Raw genomic sequence first — 20,508 nt, forward strand, 5'->3', positions numbered from 1 at the left:
CGCGACACCCCGGTGTTCGCATCCGGTACGCGCGGCCGGCTTTCCGCACGCGACCGGCGTCAGCGGTCGATGCGCACGACGGCGCCCGTGAGCTCCTTCTCCACCTGCCGCACGTCGGCGTCGACCATGATCCGCGCCAGCTCCTCCACCAGGACGGTGGGCTGCCAGCCCAGCGTCTCGCGCGCCTTGGACGCGTCACCGATGAGCGCGTCGACCTCGCTGGGACGCTCGTACTTGGGGTCGTAGCGTACGTGCTCGTTCCAGTCGAGGTCGGCGTGGGCGAACGCGGTCTCCAGGAACTGCCGTACGGTGGCCGGGACTCCGGTGGCGACCACGTAGTCCGTCGGCTCGTCGTGCTGGAGCATCCGCCACATCGCCTCGACGTACTCGGGCGCGTATCCCCAGTCGCGGACCGCGTCGAGGTTGCCGAGGTAGAGACGGTCCTGGAGGCCGGCCTTGATCCGGGCGACGGCGCGGGTGATCTTGCGGGTCACGAAGGTCTCGCCGCGACGCGGGGACTCGTGGTTGAACAGGATGCCGTTGACCGCGAACATGCCGTACGCCTCACGGTAGTTGACGGTGGTCCAGTACCCGAAGACCTTCGCGGCGCCGTACGGGCTGCGCGGGTGGAAGGGGGTGTCCTCGTTCTGCGGGGGCGGTGTGGAACCGAACATCTCCGAGGACGACGCCTGGTAGATGCGGGTCTCCACCCCGCTCGCCCGGATGGCTTCCAGCAGTCGCAGCGTGCTCAGGCCGGTCACGTCGCCGGTGTAGAGCGGCGCGTCGAAGGAGACCCGCACATGCGACTGGGCGCCCAGGTTGTACACCTCGTCCGGCTGTATGTCGCGCATCAGGTTCACCAGCGCCACCCCGTCGGATAGATCGGCGTGATGCAGCACGAAGCGGCGCTCGGCCTCCTGGGGGCCCTGGTAGATGTGGTCGATCCGCTCGGTGTTGAAGCTGGACGACCGCCGCACCAGGCCGTGCACCCGGTATCCCTTCGACAGCAGCAGTTCCGCCAGGTACGAGCCGTCCTGCCCGGTCACGCCGGTGATCAGCGCGGTCTTGGTCATGCGGTGTTCCCCTCCCCGCCGGACCCGTCCCTGGGACGGATCCGGTCCGTACGTCCGCCGTGTGCGGGTCTTATGTCATGAACTACGAGAAATTTCAGCAGAGTTGGCGATGTGGGCGTATCGATCACGCGGCTCCTGGCATGATCCAGCCCATGACCGCATCGCTGCTGCCCGAACGTGCCCGTGTCTTCGTCGCCGGCCACCGGGGCCTGGTGGGCTCCGCCGTGGCCCGCCGGCTCACCGCCGACGGGCACGAGGTGCTCACCCGTACCCGCGCCGAACTGGACCTGCGCGACGCCGCGCGCACCGCTGCCGAACTGGCCGCCCTGCGCCCCGACGCGGTGGTGCTCGCCGCCGCGAAGGTCGGCGGGATCATGGCCAACAGCACCCAGCCGGTGCAGTTTCTGGAGGAGAACCTCCAGATCCAGCTCAGCGTGATAGCCGGGGCGCACGCCGCGGACGTGGACCGGCTGCTCTTCCTGGGGTCGTCGTGCATCTATCCCAAGCACGCGCCCCAGCCGATCACCGAGGACGCACTGCTGACCGGCCCCCTTGAACCCACCAACGAGGCATACGCCCTCGCGAAGATCGCGGGCATCGTCCAGGTGCAGTCCTACCGGCGCCAGTACGGGGCGTCGTACATCAGCGCCATGCCGACCAATCTCTACGGTCCCGGCGACAACTTCGACCTGGAGACCTCGCACGTCCTGCCCGCCCTGATCCGCCGCTTCCACGAGGCCGCGGCCGAGGGGCGCGAGGAGGTCGTGTTGTGGGGCAGCGGCACCCCGCGCCGGGAGTTCCTGCACGTGGACGACCTCGCCGCCGCCTGCGCCGTGCTGCTGCGCTCCTACGACGGCGACGCGCCGGTCAACGTCGGCTGCGGCAGCGACCTCACCATCCGCGAACTGGCCGCCACGGTCGCCGAGGTCACCGGGTTCACCGGCCGGATCGCCTGGGACACGACCCGGCCCGACGGCACCCCGCGCAAGCTGCTCGACATCTCCCGGCTCGCGGAGCTCGGCTGGAAGCCGGCGATCCCGCTGCGCGACGGCATCGCCGCCACCTATGCCCACTGGCGCAGCGGCCTCGAGGGCTGACGGACCCGGCTGGTTCACGGACCCGGGCGCGCGGCGCGCGCCCGGGCACTGTCTGGCCACGATCGGCGCTCTCAGTACGCCCCGCGGCCGTCGATGACGGCGCGGAACGTGCGGGCCATGACGTCCACATCACTGGTGAACGACCAGTTGTCGACGTAGCTGAGATCGAGCTGGACGGTCTCGTCCCAGGACAGGTCGGAGCGTCCGCTGATCTGCCACAGTCCGGTCATACCCGGCCGTACGGCCAGCCGCCGCCACTCGACGGGCGTGTAGTGCGCCACCTCGTCGGCCAGCGGCGGCCGCGGACCAACCAGGGACATGTCACCCTTGAGGACGTTGACGAGCTGGGGCAGTTCGTCGAGCGACGTGCGGCGCAGCCAGTGGCCGACCCGGGTGACCCGGGGATCGCGCCGCATCTTGAACATCAGGCCGTCGTGCTCGTTCTCCTGGGCCAGTGCGGCCTTCTGGCCGTTGGCGCCCACCTGCATGGTGCGGAACTTCCACATCACGAAGGGGCGCCCGGCCTGGCCGATGCGCTGGTGGAGATAGAGCACCGGACCCGGCGAGGACAGTTTCACCGCGGCCGCGATCACCAGCAGCACCGGTGCCAGCACGAGCAGGCCCAGCAGGGCGGCGCTGCGGTCCAGGACCTCCTTGAGCACCGGCTGCATGCCCTCCCGCACCGGCGGGGCCACGCGCAGCAGCGACATCCCGCCGGCGGATCCGGTCTCCAGGCGCTTGACGGACACCTCCATCAGGCCGGGCGCGACGAACAGCTCTATGCCGGCGTCGTGCAGACCCCAGGAGAGGCGGCGCAGCCGCTCCCCGGAGAGCGCGGTGCCTGGTACGACCAGCACCAGATCGGCACCGAGTCGGTGCACCGCGCCGACGACCAGGTCGGCATCCTCCGTGGGGGACTCAGGCACGGTGGCGGCAAGCCGCTTCCCGGTCCGGATTCCTGAGGCGAACGGGCCGCCACCCACGGAGACGGCGCCCACCGTCACGTACGGGTGGTCGGTGCGTGCGGCCAGGTGCTCGGTGACACCGTCCACCGCCGTGGGCTCGCCCACCGCCAGGACCTTGATCACGGCCTGTGCGCTGCGGCGCACCGCCGCGAGGTGGCGGTGCACCACTTTGCGGCACGTCAGCGTCAGCACCAGGGCGGGCACCAGCGCCGCCAGGCACAGTGGGGCGCTCAGCCGCACACCCGCCGCGGTGTGTCCGACCGCCAGTACCCCCAGCAGGATGCACCAGTCATGGAGCACCGGCAGCGTGCCGCGGCTCTCACCGATGGTCCGGGCCGCGTAGCGCGAGCGAAACAGTTGAACTCCCGCCCAGGCAAGCCCTGCGACGATGCCGCTCGGTACTGCCCACGGCTGGTGGGCGGCGAAGAACACCAGCGTCACCGGCACCCCGGCGCCGACGAGGTCGGTGATCAGCGAAGCGGGCAGATACCAGCGGGATTTGCGACCCATCCAGAGTGAGGAGCGCACCCGCGAGCGCCCCTTGCGTGATCTGTCGGATTCAGTGGCCTGAACATCCCACATGTACCCCCCCAGGCACGTTCTGCTGTACGAGTCACCGGACATGACGAACACTCATTCGTCGAACGTGCGGCGCAATGGTGAACAGTACGTCAAACTTGTGCACGCGTGGGAGCGTTTACGTGAACGTCACGCAGATGCGTCGAGTCGTACAAATCCCGCGCCGGGTGAACTGGTTGATCTCGCGGGGCGATGGCCTGGCAGAAGTTTGTACGAATGCCGAACGTGCTGGCTACAGTGTGCGCCTGGTGCGGAAGGGGCCGCATCGCGTCGACGTGGGGGTGCGTGGTGGGCGACAAGAACACGGCCGAGGCCCAAGAGGCGGGTCGGGGCGAAGCGGCAGACCGGGACGAAGGGGCGGACAGAGCCGGTCGGGTCGTGTCCGACCGGGACGCCGACGTACGCGATCCATCAACCGATCTTTCACAAAAGGAAGTTGACGCTTCCGGTTCCACGCGGGTGCAGCCCGGTCGCCGCAAGAGCCGCGCGCGTCGGGTGCTCCTTGGGGCACTCGTACTGCTCGCCGTGGGACTGCTCATGGTGGCGGGGGGCGCCTGGTGGGTCGTCGACCACTACACCGGGAAGGTCGACCGCATCTCCAGTGTCTTCCCGACGAAGGTTCCCGAGGCGGCGCAGCCGGCGCCCTCCAAAGGCGGGCAGACCTTCCTCCTCGTCGGCGTCGACAGCCGCTCCGTCCTGCCGACCACGGGCCGTGACGCCAAGGCCCCCGAGTGGAAGTACGGGGCCCAGCGCAGTGACACGATGATGCTGGTCCACCTCCCGGCCGACCATTCCGGCGCGTACGTCGTCTCGCTGCCCCGTGACGCGTGGGTGGACATCCCCGGGCACGGCAGGGCCAAGCTCAACGCCGCCTTCTCCTGGGGCGGACCGCCGCTGCTCATCGACACCGTGCAGCGGCTGACCAAGGTCCGCGTCGACCATCTCGCCGTCATCGACTGGGACGGCTTCAAGAAACTCACCGACTCCGTGGGCGGGGTGGACCTCGTCGTGGACGGCGCCAGCCGCCACATGAACGGCACGCAGGCCCTGACCTACGTGCGTGAGCGTCACGACCTCCCCCGCGGCGACTTCGACCGTACGCACCGTCAGCAGTACTTCCTGCGGACGCTGCTGGCGAAGGTCATGCGTCCATCGACCTTCTCCAATCCCGTCAAGGCCACCAAGGTGTTGGACGACCTCACCGCCGCCGTGAGCGTCGACGATCGGCTCGACGACGGCGACCTGCGTGCCCTGCTGTGGGACCACAAGAAGGTGCGCCCCGGGGACATGGTGTTCATGAACGCTCCCGTCAAGGGAACCGGCACGATCTCCGGTCAGTCCGTGGTGCTCCTGGATTCCGACGCCGGCGCTCAGCTGTGGCGGGCCATGCGCGAGGACACCGTCGACATCTACCTGCAGTCGCACGACGCCGACCGGCTCGGCGCCACGACTCCCTGACGGGACAACGGTGATCGTCGGAGATGCCCGTCTGGTGGCGCTTCGTCTGACAACGGGCCGTACGTGCACTAGAGTTCGCACCGGCGGCCCACCAGCGTCCGCGGAGGACACCCATGACGGATCACGCCGTTCGTCCAACGCGCCGGCATCGAAGGCCGTCAGGCCGACGGCGGCGCACCGCACTCGGTGCCCTGTTCGGCCTGCTACTGGTCGGACTGTTCGTCGGCACTGGGCTGGCCCGCGACGGGGAGGACGCCACGCCCCGCGCCGAGCGAACGAGCTCCGCGGCGCTTCCTTTCGACCTGCCGACCGCCGATGTGCTGCGCGACAGCCCGCATCTGGTCTTCGCACACTACTTTCCGCCGTATCCGCTCTCTCTCGACAACCAGCCCGCAGAGCACGACTACTACGCCCGCAACTACCTCACGCCGCAAGGCGAGCAGGGCAAGCACGCGGCCTACGGCGGACTGCTGCGTGACCGGCCGCTGCCCGTGCGGCCGTCCAGCGGCGACTGGCAACTCGCCAACCTGGAAAGGGAGGTGAGGACCGCCAGAGATGCCGGACTCGACGGATTCACCGTCGACATCCTTTCCCTCACCGGCACCAACCGGCAGCGAGTCGACATGCTGCTGCGCGCGGCACAGCACGTCGACCCGGGTTTCCGGATCGTGCTGATGCCGGACATGACCTCCCTGCGCACCGACCCGCGCACCCTCGCCGACCAGTTGGCCCGGCTTGCCGCGTCCCCGTCCGCATACCGGCTTGCCGACGGACGCCTCGTGGTCTCCCCGTTCAAGGCCGAGGCCCAGGACCCCGACTGGTGGGGTCAAGTCATCGCGCGGCTGCGCGACCACGGCATCGGCACCGCGCTCGTCCCGGTCTTCCTGGACTTCCGCGCCAACGCCGAGAGGTTCGCGCCGATCAGCCACGCCTTCTCGTCCTGGGGCAACCGCAGTTACACACGCCAGGACAACGTTCCCGGCGACATCCAGCTCGCCCACTCCCTGGGAAAGAAGTGGATGCAGGCCGTGTCCGTGCAGGACGCCCGACCCAACCAGGGCATCTACGACGAGGCGGGCAACACCGCCACCCTGCGGTCGACCTGGAACCACGCGATCTCCGACGGTGCGGACTGGGTGCAGCTCACCACCTGGAACGACTACTCGGAAGGCAGCCAGTTCGCCCCCTCACTGCACAACGGCCACACATACCTGGACATCTCCTCGTACTACCTCACCCGTTTCAAGACCGGGGCTTGGCCGCAGATCGTCCGCGACACCGTGTACGTCACCTCCCGCGTCCAGTTCACGGACGCCGGCAGTGCCTCGCTCCAGCCCCGGCTGATGCGGCCGCGTCCGGGCACCGCGCCCCCGCGCGACCAGGTGGAGCTGCTCACCTTCCTGACCGCGCCCGCCACGGTCTCCGCGCGTGTGGGCACCGTGCCCCACACCTACCGTGCTCCCGCCGGCGCGTACGCCCAGCACCTGCCGCTGAGCCCCGGCCGCACCGAGGCCGTCGTCCGACGCGCGGGGGATACCGTCGCCGCCGTCACGACCCGCATTCCGGCGCGGCGTACGGTCATCGTGCAGGATCTTCAGTACTACGCGGTCTCCAGCGGCCGGTGACCCCCGCCGAACCCGCGGCAGCGGTGCGGCCGGATCCCCCGCGCGGCCGCAGACGATGTACAGAGCGGATCCGCAGGGACGGCCTCGTACGACGCCTCGCCCGCACACCGGAAGCGGCCGGCCCCTTGGTGGAGGCTGCGTGAAGGTCTCGCCGGTGGTGCCGGCGGAGTGCTGACGGACCGTCGCGGAGCGCTGGTCGACGGCGGTGAGGTGGTGGATGCGGGCGTAGTTGTTGACGCCCTGGCGGGACCGCCAGTACAGGGCGGCGAACAGCAGTTCCTTGCCGTTCTTGACGGCGAGGCAGCCGTTCTCCTCGTCGGCGAAGACGAAGTCGGGCTGGTCCCGGGCAGTCGGGATCCGGGCCGGGCGGGAGGCGAGGGACTGGAATGCGTCCCAGTCGCGGGAGACGAGGCGGAGCCCGGCGAGACCGACGCGGGTCCAGCTGTTCTTCACGAGCAGGTCCAGCTGCCGGTAGAACTGCCCGTCGGCCACCATCTCCTGGGTCCAGCCGACGATGTCGGGGTCCCTGAAGACCGCCGCCGCCATCAGCGGGTGGAAGTCCCAGGCGGTGCGGGAGGCGCAGGGCGACCTCGCCGGGGTAGACCTCGTTGCGCCAGCCGATGACGGTCTCGATGCGCGAGACCTTGCCACCGGTCTCGTCGACGTCCACGACCCGGAACCGGCCGCGCGCCTTGGTGATCCGGATCATCTGCTCGCGCAGCTCGGGCGCTTCCCGGGTGTCGCGGCCGCGCGTGACGGACTCGTACATCATGACCAGCCAGTCGATGACCTCACCGTAGCTGCCCACATAGCCCAACTCGCGGGTCAGGCCGGCCTTGGTGACCTGGTGGTAGGTCTCGCCGAGCGGCCTGGTCGGGTTGCCGTCCGCGTCCTCCCTGCCGAGGTAGGGCTTCATGCCGAGCGACTGGTACATGTAGTCGCGGGCCTTCTCCTCCGGCAGCGCGAGGTCGGGGTCGAGGAGTCTGAGGCCGCGGTTGGCCTGGTAGATGCCGATGGCGCAGATCTGGGACTGGTTGGTGTAGTGCGGGAAGTGCTGCCGCCAGTAGTCGCGGCTGGACTTGAGCATGTCGACGTAGGCGGCGCGGCGCACCGGCTGCTCGGCGGTGTCGGCGCTCTTCGGCGGGGTGACGGTCAGGTCGTCGAACCAGGCGGTGCCGGGGCCGGACAGCCGCAGGTGCAACTCCACCTGGGTGGCGCCGGCGGGGGTGGGGAGGTCGAGGGAGACCTGTTCCCAGTCGTGGGTGCCGGTGGCGGCGAACTTGCGGTGGTCGCTGCCGACGAGTCTGGCGTCCGCGTCGAAGAACAGCGGGTCGATGTGGGCGCCGGTCCCGGTGACCCCGTCCGTCCTGATCCACGCCCCGTAGGTGTACGTGCCCTTCCCGACCCGCGTCTTGGGGTTCGAGTAGGTGAACATGTTGCCGCCGGACGCGGGCACCTGGAGCTTCAGCGAGGCGGAGCTGGTGCGCGAGACGGTGGTGTCCCGGGACCAGGTCGCGCCGGCGGTGTGACCCCAGCTGGGCGCCGGCCAGCCCATGGGGGTGTCGCCGCCCTCCTCGAAGTCCGCGTTGGAGATCTCGAACAGTGAGCCGGTGACCTTCTGGTCGAGGCGGTCGCCGAGGTGCTCCCACTGCTGATCCTGGTCCCGATGGCCGTGGCCGCCGTCGGCCTGCGTACCTGGAAACTCCGGACCGACGAGGGCCGCACCCGGCTCTCCGCCCTGGAACGCGAACAGGTCGAGGCGCTGCGCCGGGCCGTCGAGCACGAGCGGGCCAGGATCGCCCGCGAACTGCACGACGTCGTCACGCACAACGTCAGCGTGATGATCATCCAGGCGGGCGCCGCCCGCAAGATCATGAAAGCCTCCCCCGAGGAGGCTGGCGAGGCGCTGCTCGCCGTCGAGGCGGGCGGGCGGCCATGACCGAGCTGCGCCACGTGATGGGACTGCTCACCATGGCCGACGAGGGCGAGGGGACGGACGGAGGTGCGGACCTGGCCGACACGGCGGCGGAGCTGGCCCCGCAACCCGGCCTGGACCAGCTGGAAACGCTGGTCGGACGGGTCCGGGACACCGGACTGCCCGTCGACCTGACCGTGACCGGCCCGCCCCGTCCCCTCCCGCCCGGCCTCGAACTCGCCGCCTACCGCGTGGTCCAGGAAGCCCTGACCAACACCGTGAAGCACGCGTCCGGCGCCACCGCCGCCGTGACCGTGGAATACGCCCCGGAACGGCTCCGGGTGGAAGTCACCGACACCGGTGGACACCCGGGCGCGGGCGTGGCCGCCGGAAGCGGCCGGGGCCTGATCGGCCTGCGCGAGCGCCTCGCCGTCTACGACGGAACTCTGAACACCGGCCGGCGTCTGACCGGCGGCTACCGTGTGGAAGCCCTGATCCCCTTGGAGACACCGTGACCGAGCCGCTGCGGGTGCTCCTCGCCGACGACCCTGGTCCGTACCGGATTCCGGTTGATCCTCGGCGCCGACGGCATCGACGTCGTCGCCGAGGCGACCAACGGGACCGGCGCACGCGAGGCCGCCGGGCAGTCCACCGAGCAGACGTAGACCGAAGCCGACACTTGGAATCAGCAGACCTGCGCCTGTCCGGTAGTTCACGCCTCCGAACTGCAGTCGGCAGCGCGCCGGCGCAGGTCGGCGACCCGTACCCGCCGTACCACCCCCGCAGCCACCTCCCCAGCCCCACGGCTCCCAACCCCGCAACCCCCAGCGCTGCGCCCGTGGTCTGATGCCTCCATGCGTCTTGAGCACTGCGTGACCAGAAACCACATCGACGTGTGGCATGAACGTGTGCTGCCGCCAGGGTCCGTGCGGCTCACGTTCTGGACGGTTCTACGTGGCTCGCTCTTGCCGATCCTGGTCTGGGTCGGCGTCACGTGCTTCGCGTACTTCGTCTACAAGCCGGTGCTAGCGATGGTCATAGGCGGGCTCTTCGCGATTTCCTTCCTTGTGGGGTTCGCCCTCCGCCGCAAGGCAAGGCACTCGGTCCGGTGCAGCCTGTACGGAGCGGTGGGAGGAGTATTCGACAAGTCGATGGCAGGGTTCTGAGGCGTCGCGGCTGAGGCGGCCCGTCGTTGTTTCGGGCGTGTTGACCGACGCTCAACGGGCCAGGATCGAGCCGCCGCAGCACGCGGCCGGAGCCCGCAAAAAGAGGCCACTGTCCGTCAGCACCACCGTCCCTGTTAGGGGCGCGGGGAACTGCGCGACCAGCCCCCACCGGGCCCGCACTCAAATCACCGCGGCCCCCAGCGGAGCGCTCAGCGCTCCTCCGCAAGCCCCGGCAGCAGCCCACACAGCGCCGCCCTCTGATCCGGCCCCATGAACCGGACCAGCGACTCCTTGACCGTCTCCGCGAGGGCGTCGGACGCCTCCGTCAGCAGGCGGCGGGCCTTGTCGGTGAGGGCGACCTCGATGCCCCGCTTGTCGCCGCACGCCGACTTGCGGGTGACCAGGCCGGCGTGCTGGAGGCAGGCGATCTGGTAGGTGAGGCGGGTCTTGGGGCGGCCCAGGAGCTCGGCGATCCGGGACATGCGCAGGCTGCCCGTCCCGCCGGGCTGCTCGGCGAGCAGGCACAGGACCAGGAACTCGTCGTGGGAGACGTCCAGCCGCTCCTTCACGACCGCACGCAGTCGCTGCTCCGCGGCCCCCGTCGCGGCCAGCAGGAGCATCCAGCCGCGCAGCTCGGGCGGCAGCAGTCCGCCGCCCTGCGCGGAGGGGCATTCGGGCTGGTCGGTGAGGGGTTCGTCGTCGGCGGCCATGGGGCCGAGTCTACCCGTTGTCCAATTTTGGACGGAAGGGTTGTTCAGATTTGGATTATGGGCTAGCGTTCGGTCATCCCCAAGGGTCATCCAAATTTGAAGCACATGTATGGCAGGAGAAGGATCATGACCGTCGCCGTGGAAACCGGACAGTGGCAGCTCGACACCACCACCACCTCCACCGTCGCCGTCCGGCACAAGACGATGTGGGGCCTGGTCACGGTGAAGGGCACCTTCGCCGCCGTCACCGGCCGGGGCGAGGTGCGCCCCGACGGGTCCGCCGTCGGCACCATCACCCTGGACGTCGCCTCGTTCGACACCGGCCACGCCAAGCGGGACGTGCACCTGCGCTCCGCCGACTTCTTCGACGCCGACAACCACCCCGAGATCACCTTCGCGGTCCGCAGCGCCGAACTCCGTGACGGCGACGCCGTCCACGTCGTCGGCCAGCTCACCGCCCGCGGCGTCAGCAGGCCCCTGTCCTTCACCGGCCGCCTGGTCGGCGCGGACGCCGACGCGATCACGCTGGACGCCGAATTCTCCGTGGACCGCGAGCAGTTCGGCATGGGCTGGAACCAGCTCGGCATGATGCGCGGCCTCGCCACGGTGGCCACCACGCTCCGCTTCACACGGGCGGCGGCAGCCTGACGTCGGCGCGCGACAGCGTCTGCGGTACGGCTGTGAAGGCGCGCAGCCGGATCCGTACGCCCGGCCGGGGGAGTCCGAACCTCCCGGAGGGCGGCCGGAGTTCACAGCGCGCCGACGTGTGCGCGGGGAGCGTCGCCGCGCCCCGCACGATCGTCCAGTACGGGTTCATGCCCTGTCCCGTGGTGAGCGTGAAGTGCGGAGCGACGGCGGCGCTGTCCGTGTTGGTGCGAGGCCGGTAGGAAGCGCTCACGGCAGGGCAGTTGCTACGTCAGTACACATCCCGTACGTAACGCTTCGCCGCCGCCAGCTGCTTCACCCACGCCGACGCCGATGCCTCCGCCAGCCCGCCGTGCGCGACCGCGATGTCCCGCAGGGCCCGGTCCACGTCCTTGGCCATACGGGAGGCGTCGCCGCAGACGTAGAAGTGGGCGCCGTCCTGCAGCCAGCGCCACAGCTCGGGGCCGTGCTCGCGCATCCGGTCCTGGACGTACACCTTGTTGCGCTGGTCCCGGGAGAAGGCGGTGTCGAGGCGGTCGAGCGTGCCCTCGCCGAGCAGCGCGGTCAGTTCGTCCTCGTAGTAGAAGTCGGTGGCGCGGTGCTGCTCCCCGAAGAACAGCCAGTTGGGCGCCTCGTGGCCGAGAGCGCGCCGCTCCTCCAGGAACCCGACGAAGGGCGCGACCCCCGTTCCCGGCCCGACCATCACCATCGGCGTCGAGGCGTCGGCGGGCGGGCGGAAGTGCGGCGACCGCTGCACGAAGACCGGCACCTCGGTGTCCGGCTCGGCGTCGGCCAGGAAGGGCGAGCAGACACCGCCGCGCGGACGGCCGTGCAGGTTCTCGTAGCGCACGACGGACACGGTCAGCGAGACGCGGTGCGGGTCGACGAGCGGGCTGGACGATATGGAGTACAGGCGCGGTTGCAGCCGCTTGAGCACCTCGGCCCACTCGCCGGCCGAGGCCCGCACCGGATGCTCCGCGAGCACGTCCACCGCCTGCCGTCCCCAACTCCACTGAGCCAGCCCGTCCTTGTTGTCGGGCCGCAGCAGTCGGCGCAACTCCCGGTCGTCGCGGACGCGTTCGCCGACGAAGCGGAGCAGATCCGGGGTGATCTTCGTGATGTCGAGATGCCGGTGCAGCGCCTCGGCGAAGGAGACATCACCAACTCCCTCGACCTGAACGGCGGTTGAGCCGTCGACGCCGGTCGCGGACAGCCACTCCTGCACCAGCGCGGGCGAGTTGACCGGCCGTACGCCGAGTGCGTCGCCCGCCTCGTAGGTCAGCGGGGTCCCGGTCGTGTCGAAGGTGAAGCGCCGGACCTCCTTGTCCGCGCCGGGCAGGCTGAGCAGCCGGTTGCCGACCAGGCGGGCGGCGGTGGGGGCGGGCTTGGCGGCGCGGGCGGGCTTCTTCGGCGCCGCCTCCGTCCTGCTGCCCAGCGCGCCGAGCACCTGGTCCAGCCAGGCGTCGGCCGACGGCTCGTAGTCCGGCTCGCAGTCGGTACGCGGCGCGAGCCGCACCGCGCCCAGCTCGTCGAGGCGTGTGTCGAGCCGCCGCCCGTGCCCGCAGAAGTCGTCGTACGAGGAGTCGCCGAACGCGAGGACGGCGTACCGCACCCCGTCCAGGCGTGGCGCCTCCTCCCCGGCGAGCGTCTCCCAGAACCCGGTGCCGTTGTCGGGCGCGTCCCCGTCGCCGAAGGTGCTGGTGATCAGCAGCAGGTCGGCGCCGGTCGGCAGGGTGCCCGGGTCGGCGTTGTCCATGCCGACGAGCGTGGCACGGTGCCCGCCGGCCGACAGCCGGTCGGCGACGGCGCCCGCGAACTCCTCGGCGTTCCCGGTCTGCGAGGCCCACAGGACGACCACCTCACGGCCGTGCTGCGGACGGGGTTCGGCCGCCGTCCGCGAGTACATGCCGGCCAGGACGCCGTTGACCCACATCGCGTGCTCGGGGCTGAAGGGCGCGTCCGGCGGGAGGACCGGGACGCCCGGGGCGCCGGAGTCGAGGCCGGCGAGGAAGCCGGTCAGATAGAGGCGTTCCTGCGAGGTCAGGACGGGCGGCGGGGTGGGGTCGAGCCCGAAGGGGTTGGCGCCGCCGGGGGTGACGGTGGTCGGGACGAGCACCTCCGGCGCGGCCGTCACCGGCTCCGCGACCTTGGTCAGGGCCACCGCGCACACCTTGAACTCCGGCTGGAAGGACACTGGATCCACCGCGTCGCTCGTCACGGCGTTGACACTCAGATACTCACCGAACAGGTCGTTCCAGTGGAACGGCGCGAAACAGCCCCCCGGCCGCACCCGGTCCGTCACCACCGCCGGCAGCACCGCCCGCCCCCGCCGCGAGGCGACCTCCACCCGATCCCCGTCGGCGATCCCCAGCTCACGCGCGTCGTCCGGATGCACCTCCACGAACGGCCCGGAGTTCAGCTTGTTGAGCTTGGCGACCCTGCCCGTCTTCGTCAGCGTGTGCCACTGGTGCTGCACCCGGCCGGTGTTCAGTACGAAGGGATAGTCGTCGTCCGGCATCTCGGCGGCGGGCATGTGCGGCCGCGCGTGGAAGACGGCACGCCCACCGGCGGTCGGGAACCGCAGCCCGTCGCCGCTGACGTACCGGATCGGATTGCGCTCTGGCCCGTCCACGTCGGCGGCCGGCCACTGCACGGGCGTGGACCGCAGCCGCTCGTAGGTCACGCCGCGCAGATCCCACTCCGTGACGGGGTTCCAGGCCCGCCGAATCTCCTCGAAGATCTCCTCGGCGCTGTCGTACGAGAACCCCTTCTCGTACCCCATCGCACACGCGACGGCCGCGATGATCCGCCAGTCCGCCATCGCCTCGCCGGGCGGGTCGGCCACCGGCCGGGTCAGCGTGAGGCTGCGCTCGCTGTTGACGAAGACGCCCTCGCCCTCGGTCCACAGGGCGCCGGGCAGCACGACGTCGGCGTACGCGTTGGTCTCGGTCTCGCCGAAGACGTCCTGCGTGACAACGAACTCCGCCGCCTCCAGCCCCTCGATGACGGTACGGCGGTTGGCGACCGAGGCGACGGGGTTGGTGCAGATGATCCAGCAGGCCTTGATGTCGCCGTCGGCCATCTTCTGGAACATCTCGACGGTGCCCTTGCCGACGCCGTCGGCGCGGATGGTCCCCGGCGCCAGTTCCCACAGCTCCTCGACGAAGGCCCGCTCGGCGTCCACGAGCACGGACCGCTGCCCCGGCAGCCCCGGCCCCATGTACCCCATCTCGCGCCCGCCCATGGCGTTGGGCTGCCCGGTGAGGGAGAAGGGCCCGCTACCGGGACGGCAGATCGCACCCGTCGCCAGATGCAGGTTGACCAGGGCGTTCGTGTTCCAGGTGCCGTGCGTGGACTGGTTGAGCCCCATGGTCCAGCAGCTCATCCACTCGCCGGCCTCGCCGATCAGCCGGGCGGCACGCCGGATGTCGTCCTCGGCCAGACCGGTGATCTCCGCGACAGCCGACGGGGCATAGTCCGCGAGGAACTCCGGCATCGCCTCCCAGCCCTCGGTGTGGGCGGCGACGAAGTCGGGGTCGGTGTGGCCGTTCTCGACGAGAAGATGCAGCAGCCCGTTCAGCAGGGCGAGGTCGGTACCCGGCTTGACCTGCAGAAACAGATCGGCCTTGGCGGCGGTGGCGGTCCGTCGCGGATCGACGACGATCAGCTTCGCGCCCGCCTTGACCCGCTCCATCATCCGCAGATAGAGGATCGGATGGCAGTCGGCCATGTTCGACCCGATGACGAGGAAGACGTCGGCGAGGTCGAAGTCCTCGTAGGACCCCGGCGGCCCGTCGGCCCCCAGCGACAGCTTGTAACCCGCCCCCGCGCTGGCCATGCACAACCGCGAATTGGATTCGATCTGATTCGTCCGCACGAACCCCTTGGCGAGCTTGTTCGCCAGGTACTGGGCCTCAAGACTCATCTGCCCGGAGACATAGAAGGCGATGGCGTCCGGCCCGTGCTCGTCGACGATCTCACGCAGCCGCCGCGCGGTCTCGGCGATCGCGTCGCCCATGGGTGCGGGCACGGGCTCTTCACCCCGGTCGTCCCGCACGAGCGCGCTGGTCAGTCGGCCCGGCGCGGCGAGCATCTCGGCGGTGGTGGCGCCCTTGGTGCACAGCCGGCCCGCGTTCGCGGGGTGCGCCTTGTCGCCGGAGGCCCTCAGGACCGTACGCCGTCCGTCCGGGCCCATCCCGACGTCGAGCACGATGCCGCAGCCCACCCCGCAGTACGAGCAGACCGTCCGTACCTGTGTCGTCGAGGTGGTCGAGGTCACACGCTGCCCTTCTCCGGCCTACTGCTGTCGCGAGAAGCGTACGAATTGCCCGTTACGCCGATGTCACATGACTTGATCAACGGGAGTTACGTCGGACACACAGCCGCGTCCGGCGCGATGTGAGGGGTTCGTGTTGGTCGCGGACCGTGTCGCTGTTGGGCCGAACGGGTGACATGGCGTAAGAATTGGCTGGTGCAGGCATTGAAGGCGAGTCAGGGCGGGGTGAGCCGGTGAACAGCCACGACGTCACCGATGAACAGTGGGAAGGGCTCGCCCAGGTCGTGCCGCTGCGCGGCCGTGACGCCTGGCCGTCCGCGGTGGACCATCGCGCGCTCCCGGACGCGGAGACGGAGACCCGCCGCCGTTTCGTGGTGCTGCGGGTCAACATCTTCGCGGACGCCCGCGAGGTCGCCGAGACGCTGATGGCGGGCATCCCGGTCCTGCTCGACCTGACCGGCGCGGAGACCGAGGTCGCCAAGCGGGTCCTCGACTTCAGCACGGGCGTGGTCTTCGGCCTGGCGAGCGGCATGCACCGCGTCGACCGGAACGTGTTCCTCCTCACCCCGCCCGGCACGGAGGTCAGCGGGCTGATGGAGGGGGCCGCGGGGGCGCCCGGGGCGTGACGCGCGTGGGCGGTCCGGCTCCGCGGCCGTAGGAATGTCATCGGGGCGGGGCCCGTCCCCCGTTCGTAGGAAGGTCGCCGAGGCGGAACGGTTCGCCGGGTGAGCGGAGCCGTACGGTCCGGACATGGCCGTGTCATATACATCGTCCGAGCCTCCGAATGCCTGTCGATTGTCCGGGCGGGACGCGGATGCGCCCCGCGCGGGGGGCGAGCGGGGGGCGTCTGTGCCGGACGCCCGCATGCCGTCCGGGTCCGGCAGTGGTGGGCCGTCCGCGTCCGGCAGTGGTGGGCCGCCGTCGGTGCCTGGCGCCCGTGGGCCGTCCGGGTCCGACCGCCGTGAGTCGTCCATGCCCGGCGCCGGGGGACCGTCTGTGTCCGGCAGTGGTGGGTCGTCCGTGCTGGGTGCCCGTATGCCGTCCGCGTCCAACAGTGGTGGGCCGTCTGCGTCGGGCAGTGGTGGGTTGTCCGGGGCCGACAGTCGTGGGCTGTCCGTGCCGGGCGCCCCCGTGCCGTCTGCGTCCGACAGCCGTGGGTCGTCCGCCTCTGGCAGCGGTGGGCCCTCCGCGTCCGACAGCCCTGGGCCGTCCGTGCCTGGCGCCCGTGGGGTGGCCAAGTGGTCCGTCCGTCAGCCGGCCGAGCGGGCCGGCCGTGATCCGGTTGGCCCGGATGGCGTCGAACTGCCGTCTCCGGCAGCTCCCGGCGCCGGCTGGGGGCACCCCGGCCGCCCTCGCATCACCGAGCTGCGGCTGTCGGCGTTTGCCGGGCATCGGCGGGCCGCGTTTCCGCTGGGGGCGTTCACGTTGTTCGCCGGGCCGAGCGGGTGTGGGAAGACGAGTGCGCTGCGGGCGTACGACGCGTTGGCGCGGCTCGGGGGCGGGGCCGCCGTCGGGGACGTGTTTCCCGACGCGGTCGGGTGTGTGCCCGAGCGGGCCCGGCCCGACGCGCAACGGCGGCGCGGATTTCGCATCGGGTGTACGGCGGACGGTCCCGAGGGGCCGGTCCGGCTCGACGTCGCCGTTCAGGCAGAGCCCGAACTGCGCATCGTCGGGGAGCGGTTGAGCGCGGGCGGCCTGGTGCTGCTGGAGACCGCGCTGCGCGATCCGAGCCGCCCCTACGTCCAGGCCGCCTGGCACACGGCCGGACAGGCGCCGGTGACCAGGGCCCCGCTCCCCGACGACCGGCTCGGCACGACACTGCTGCCCCTGCGCGTGGCCGGCAAGACGGACGGCCAGCGCCGGGTCCTCGCCGCCGCCGAGCAGATGGTCGTCGCCCTGCGGTCCGTCTTCGCCTGCGATCCCCGGCCCGCCCGGATGCGCGGCCCCGTACCGACCGGCTCCGGACGGCTGCTCGGCGGCTGCGAAAACCTCGCCGACGTCCTGTGGCGCACCCGCTCGGAATGCGGACGCCGGCACCAGCAGCTCGTCGCCGCGGTACGGGCGGGATGCGCCGGGCCGGTCGTGGACGTCGTCGCCGAGCCGCTGTCCGACGGCACGGTACGGGCCGTACTCGACCGGGGTGACGGCGTCCGGACCGGCCTCGGGCGGCTCGGGTACGGCGAGTTGAGATACCTCGCGCTCGCCCTGGTGCTGCTCACCGGGCCCGGCGTGCTGGACCTCGACACGGCCGGGGAGGTACCGGCCGCCCTGCAGACGCTCACCGTGCTGGCCGACGGGTTCGACCGGGGCCTGGACCCGGGCCAGCGGGCGGAGTTGCTGCGGCTGGCGGCGCGGATGTGTGAGCGCGGGCACATCAGACTGGTCGGGGCGGTCAGCGACGCATCGTGCGCCACGGGAGTGGACGGAGCGACGGTGGTACACCTGAAGCCGTGACAGAACCTCTCGACGTGGCGAAACTGCAGTGCAGGCTGGCCGAGTTCGCCGCCGCGCGCAACTGGCAGCCGTACCACACCCCCAAGAACCTCGTCGCCGCGCTCAGCGTGGAGGCGTCCGAACTGGTCGAGATCTTCCAGTGGTTGACGCCGGAGGAGTCGATGCGGGTGATGGACGACCCCGACACCGCGCACCGCGTGACGGACGAGGTGGCCGACGTACTGGCCTATCTGCTGCAGCTGTGCGAGGTGCTGGAGATCGATCCGCTGGCGGCGCTGGACGCGAAGATCGACCGGAACGAGCGGAGATTTCCGGCGCCGTAGGACGTCGGGCGGCGGGGGACTGTTGGGGGAGCCGATCGGTCCGTTTTCACTCTCCGCAGTCATTCAGGCGCCAGAAGCCGATTTGTTGTCCGAAGATTTCCGCCTTCCTCTGGCTTTTCGTCTCACGCGCCTTCACTCTGGGTAGTGAGCGTACAAGGGAGTTCGGGCGGACGCGTGGGCAGCGCGTCGAGACGGACGGGGACAGCGCATGGACGCGGTGCGGCTCATCGTGACGAGCAGGCGTGCGCTCGCGGGGAGCGGCGGCGCGGCGGAGATCATGGCGGAGGTGTGGCAGGCGCAGGCCCTGGCACAGGCGATAGGCAGCCGCCTCGCGGTCTCGGGCCCGCCCGAACTGCGCGGCGAGGCACTGGGGTTGACCGAACTGGCGGGCAGAGGCTGCGGCGTCCTGATCGCCCCCGGCCTCGCCGTCGGAGACTTACGCGCGGCCCAGCTCACCGAACTGGGCGACCCCCGCCAGGCGTTGATGTATCTCGGCGGCCTCCTCGGCGAGGTCGGCATCGCGCTGGTGGCCGTCGCCAGCGCGGCGGACGACGAGACGACGTACTGGCAGTGCATGGAGGCCATCGACGCGGCGGACGAGTCCCGGGACCGGGTCATCGAGATGCTCCGGAGACTGGCGGACCGGGAACAGGATTTACCGGAGGCGGGCTGACCGGGCTGGCGATGTGCCTGGGGCGGGTTGACCGGGCTGGCGATGTGCCTGGGGCGGGTTGACCGGGCTGGCGATGTGCCTGGGGTGGCTGACCCGCCCGGCGGTGTGGCCGGAGGCGGCGTGAGCGCGCCAGGGTGTTACCTGCGGTCGCCAACGGCGCCGCACCCCCACAGGCGACGCCCACCCCTCAACCAACAGCAAGCGGGTGGTGCGTGGGTGGGCAATGCCTGCAAACGGACCGTCAGCCGACCTCCCCCTCCTCCACAACCCCCCGCCCGCCAGACCCAGCCGACTGCAGATCCGCATCCAGCGCCGACAGATTCGCGTTCAACGCCGCCATCAGCTCCTCCATCTGCTGCAGCAACCCCCTCGGCTGACCAGCGCCCTGCAGCGGCAAGAACTCCTCGGACATGACGGCCTCCTCGGCCTCCGGCCCCGTAGACGAAGAGGCCGACGCGGGTGTCGCCCCGGCGGCGATCCTCCGGCGCGGGCGCCGGGCGGTCCGGCTCCGCCCGAGCCAACGATCACCGCCGGGGCCAGTCACTGGTCCGGACAGCCTCCACCCACGGCGTTGACGGATTTTCACCCGACCGGGGACGCGTGGGGCCGGGGGGACCGGTGCGGTCGACCGGGGCCGCGGTGTGCAGGATGGAGGCATGGATCTTCGCATCTTCACCGAGCCCCAGCAGGGGGCTTCCTACGACACCTTGCTCACCGTGGCGAAGGCCACCGAAGACCTCGGATTCGACGCGTTCTTCCGCTCGGACCACTACCTCCGCATGGGCTCCGCGGACGGCCTCCCCGGCCCCACCGACGCCTGGATCACCCTCGCCGGCCTCGCCCGTGAGACCAGCCGCATCCGCCTCGGCACCCTCATGACCGCGGGTACGTTCCGGCTGCCCGGCGTGCTCGCCATCCAGGTCGCGCAGGTCGACCAGATGTCCCGCGGCCGCGTCGAACTCGGCCTGGGCGCAGGCTGGTTCGAGGAGGAGCACAAGGCGTACGGCATCCCGTTCCCGAAGGAGAAGTTCGGCCGCCTGGAGGAGCAGCTGGCGATCGTCACCGGCCTGTGGGAGACGAAGCCCGGCGAGACCTTCGACTTCCACGGCACCTACTACGACCTCACCGAGTCGCCCGCCCTGCCCAAGCCCGCCCAGGACAGGATCCCGGTCCTCATCGGCGGCCACGGCGCCACCCGCACCCCGCGGCTGGCAGGCCGCTACGCCGATGAGTTCAACATGCCGTTCGGCACCGTCGAGGACGCCGAGCGCCAGTTCGGCCGGGTGCGCGCCGCAGCCGAGGAGGCCGGCCGCAAGGCCCACGACCTCGTCTACTCCAACGCCCTCGTCGTCTGTGTCGGCAAGGACGACCAGGAGGTCGCCCGCCGCGCCGCCGCGATCGGCCGCGAGGTCGATGAACTGAAGCTCAACGGCCTGGCCGGCTCACCGGCCGAGGTCGTCGAGAAGATCGGCCGCTACGCCGAGATCGGCGCGAGCCGCTTCTACCTCCAGGTCCTCGACCTCTCCGACCTGGACCACCTGGAGCTGAT

Annotated in this window: 16 protein-coding genes and 2 pseudogenes; 12 read left to right on the forward strand and 6 right to left on the reverse strand. The window is 70.8% G+C overall.

Annotated features, from left to right (window positions below; translation table 11 throughout):
- Nucleotides 1–59: 59 nt before the first annotated feature.
- Complete coding sequence (gene gmd / locus AQJ91_RS44155; protein WP_067034542.1) at nucleotides 60–1,073, reverse strand: GDP-mannose 4,6-dehydratase; 1,014 nt, start codon at nucleotides 1,071–1,073, stop codon at nucleotides 60–62.
- A gap of 152 nt (nucleotides 1,074–1,225) precedes the next feature.
- On the opposite strand from gmd, the gene AQJ91_RS44160 reads away from it, so the two are divergent.
- Complete coding sequence (locus AQJ91_RS44160; RefSeq protein WP_079085670.1) at nucleotides 1,226–2,170, forward strand: GDP-L-fucose synthase family protein; 945 nt, start codon at nucleotides 1,226–1,228, stop codon at nucleotides 2,168–2,170.
- A gap of 71 nt (nucleotides 2,171–2,241) precedes the next feature.
- On the opposite strand, the gene AQJ91_RS44165 is transcribed toward AQJ91_RS44160, so the two are convergent.
- A complete protein-coding gene (locus tag AQJ91_RS44165) occupies nucleotides 2,242–3,645 on the reverse strand; it encodes a sugar transferase (protein ID WP_234383404.1) in 1,404 nt (467 codons plus the stop codon).
- A 594-nt stretch (nucleotides 3,646–4,239) separates the two neighbouring features.
- On the opposite strand from AQJ91_RS44165, the gene AQJ91_RS44170 reads away from it, so the two are divergent.
- The 5 genes and pseudogenes from AQJ91_RS44170 (at nucleotide 4,240) to AQJ91_RS44190 (ending at nucleotide 9,878) form a co-directional block, all read left to right on the forward strand.
- Nucleotides 4,240–5,172 (forward strand): LCP family protein, encoded by a 933-nt coding sequence (locus AQJ91_RS44170; protein WP_234383405.1) that lies wholly within the window; start codon nucleotides 4,240–4,242, stop codon nucleotides 5,170–5,172.
- Nucleotides 5,173–5,285: 113 nt separating this feature from the next.
- Nucleotides 5,286–6,797 (forward strand): glycoside hydrolase family 71 protein, encoded by a 1,512-nt coding sequence (locus AQJ91_RS44175; RefSeq protein WP_067034548.1) that lies wholly within the window; start codon nucleotides 5,286–5,288, stop codon nucleotides 6,795–6,797.
- Nucleotides 6,798–8,433: 1,636 nt separating this feature from the next.
- Nucleotides 8,434–9,227, forward strand: a pseudogene (locus AQJ91_RS44185) (sensor histidine kinase); the annotation flags it as partial.
- Nucleotides 9,224–9,350 (forward strand): annotated as a pseudogene (locus AQJ91_RS51310) (DNA-binding response regulator); the annotation flags it as partial. The pseudogenes AQJ91_RS44185 and AQJ91_RS51310, both read left to right, overlap by 4 nt.
- A gap of 216 nt (nucleotides 9,351–9,566) precedes the next feature.
- Nucleotides 9,567–9,878 carry a hypothetical protein gene (locus AQJ91_RS44190; protein WP_067034551.1) on the forward strand — a complete coding sequence of 104 codons (312 nt, stop codon included), beginning with the start codon at nucleotides 9,567–9,569 and terminating at the stop codon, nucleotides 9,876–9,878.
- Nucleotides 9,879–10,087: 209 nt separating this feature from the next.
- On the opposite strand, the gene AQJ91_RS44195 is transcribed toward AQJ91_RS44190, so the two are convergent.
- Nucleotides 10,088–10,588: a MarR family winged helix-turn-helix transcriptional regulator gene (locus tag AQJ91_RS44195; RefSeq protein WP_067034555.1), complete on the reverse strand. Its 501-nt coding sequence runs from the start codon at nucleotides 10,586–10,588 to the stop codon at nucleotides 10,088–10,090.
- A 126-nt stretch (nucleotides 10,589–10,714) separates the two neighbouring features.
- On the opposite strand from AQJ91_RS44195, the gene AQJ91_RS44200 reads away from it, so the two are divergent.
- Complete coding sequence (locus AQJ91_RS44200) at nucleotides 10,715–11,236, forward strand: YceI family protein (RefSeq protein ID WP_067034558.1); 522 nt, start codon at nucleotides 10,715–10,717, stop codon at nucleotides 11,234–11,236.
- Here AQJ91_RS44200 and AQJ91_RS44205 read toward each other — a convergent pair.
- Nucleotides 11,214–11,486, reverse strand: a complete 273-nt coding sequence (locus AQJ91_RS44205) for a hypothetical protein (RefSeq protein WP_067034561.1) — start codon at nucleotides 11,484–11,486, stop codon at nucleotides 11,214–11,216. The two genes, AQJ91_RS44200 and AQJ91_RS44205, sit on opposite strands and share 23 nt — an antisense overlap.
- A gap of 18 nt (nucleotides 11,487–11,504) precedes the next feature.
- A complete protein-coding gene (locus tag AQJ91_RS44210; protein ID WP_067034563.1) occupies nucleotides 11,505–15,512 on the reverse strand; it encodes a bifunctional nitrate reductase/sulfite reductase flavoprotein subunit alpha in 4,008 nt (1,335 codons plus the stop codon).
- A gap of 230 nt (nucleotides 15,513–15,742) precedes the next feature.
- Between AQJ91_RS44210 and AQJ91_RS44215 the strand changes: the two genes are divergently transcribed.
- From AQJ91_RS44215 to AQJ91_RS44230, 4 genes are all read left to right on the forward strand, one after another.
- Nucleotides 15,743–16,135, forward strand: a complete 393-nt coding sequence (locus tag AQJ91_RS44215; RefSeq protein ID WP_199848186.1) for a cell division protein SepF — start codon at nucleotides 15,743–15,745, stop codon at nucleotides 16,133–16,135.
- A gap of 676 nt (nucleotides 16,136–16,811) precedes the next feature.
- The gene (locus AQJ91_RS44220) at nucleotides 16,812–17,963 is read left to right on the forward strand and encodes an AAA family ATPase (protein ID WP_067034610.1); all 1,152 of its coding nucleotides are present in this window, start codon (nucleotides 16,812–16,814) and stop codon (nucleotides 17,961–17,963) included.
- Nucleotides 17,960–18,286: a nucleotide pyrophosphohydrolase gene (locus tag AQJ91_RS44225; protein WP_067034566.1), complete on the forward strand. Its 327-nt coding sequence runs from the start codon at nucleotides 17,960–17,962 to the stop codon at nucleotides 18,284–18,286. Before AQJ91_RS44220 ends, AQJ91_RS44225 begins: the two co-directional genes overlap by 4 nt.
- Nucleotides 18,287–18,494: 208 nt before the next feature.
- Entirely contained in the window at nucleotides 18,495–18,959 is a 465-nt protein-coding gene (locus AQJ91_RS44230) for a DUF6099 family protein (protein ID WP_067034569.1), read from the forward strand.
- A gap of 241 nt (nucleotides 18,960–19,200) precedes the next feature.
- Here the strand turns inward: AQJ91_RS44230 and AQJ91_RS54940 are convergent, their stop codons facing one another.
- The gene (locus tag AQJ91_RS54940) at nucleotides 19,201–19,371 is read right to left on the reverse strand and encodes a hypothetical protein (protein WP_199848187.1); all 171 of its coding nucleotides are present in this window, start codon (nucleotides 19,369–19,371) and stop codon (nucleotides 19,201–19,203) included.
- 244 nt (nucleotides 19,372–19,615) lie between these two features.
- On the opposite strand from AQJ91_RS54940, the gene AQJ91_RS44235 reads away from it, so the two are divergent.
- Nucleotides 19,616–20,508 (forward strand): LLM class F420-dependent oxidoreductase (locus AQJ91_RS44235; protein WP_067034572.1); only part of this gene is annotated, 893 nt, incomplete at its 3' end.

Source organism: Streptomyces dysideae, assembly GCF_001514305.1.
Lineage (GTDB): Bacteria > Actinomycetota > Actinomycetes > Streptomycetales > Streptomycetaceae > Streptomyces > Streptomyces dysideae.

What these genes read in the sequence shown, in the direction of transcription:
- AQJ91_RS44165 (WP_234383404.1), bottom strand. Translation starts at nt 3,645, where the DNA reads ATGGGTCGCAAATCCCGCTGGTATCTGCCCGCTTCGCTGATCACCGAC.
- AQJ91_RS44195 (WP_067034555.1), bottom strand. Translation starts at nt 10,588, where the DNA reads ATGGCCGCCGACGACGAACCCCTCACCGACCAGCCCGAATGCCCCTCC.
- AQJ91_RS44160 (WP_079085670.1), top strand. Translation starts at nt 1,226, where the DNA reads ATGACCGCATCGCTGCTGCCCGAACGTGCCCGTGTCTTCGTCGCCGGC.
- AQJ91_RS44190 (WP_067034551.1), top strand. Translation starts at nt 9,567, where the DNA reads ATGCGTCTTGAGCACTGCGTGACCAGAAACCACATCGACGTGTGGCAT.
- AQJ91_RS44175 (WP_067034548.1), top strand. Translation starts at nt 5,286, where the DNA reads ATGACGGATCACGCCGTTCGTCCAACGCGCCGGCATCGAAGGCCGTCA.
- AQJ91_RS44200 (WP_067034558.1), top strand. Translation starts at nt 10,715, where the DNA reads ATGACCGTCGCCGTGGAAACCGGACAGTGGCAGCTCGACACCACCACC.
- gmd (WP_067034542.1), bottom strand. Translation starts at nt 1,073, where the DNA reads ATGACCAAGACCGCGCTGATCACCGGCGTGACCGGGCAGGACGGCTCG.
- AQJ91_RS54940 (WP_199848187.1), bottom strand. Translation starts at nt 19,371, where the DNA reads ATGTCCGAGGAGTTCTTGCCGCTGCAGGGCGCTGGTCAGCCGAGGGGG.
- AQJ91_RS44230 (WP_067034569.1), top strand. Translation starts at nt 18,495, where the DNA reads ATGGACGCGGTGCGGCTCATCGTGACGAGCAGGCGTGCGCTCGCGGGG.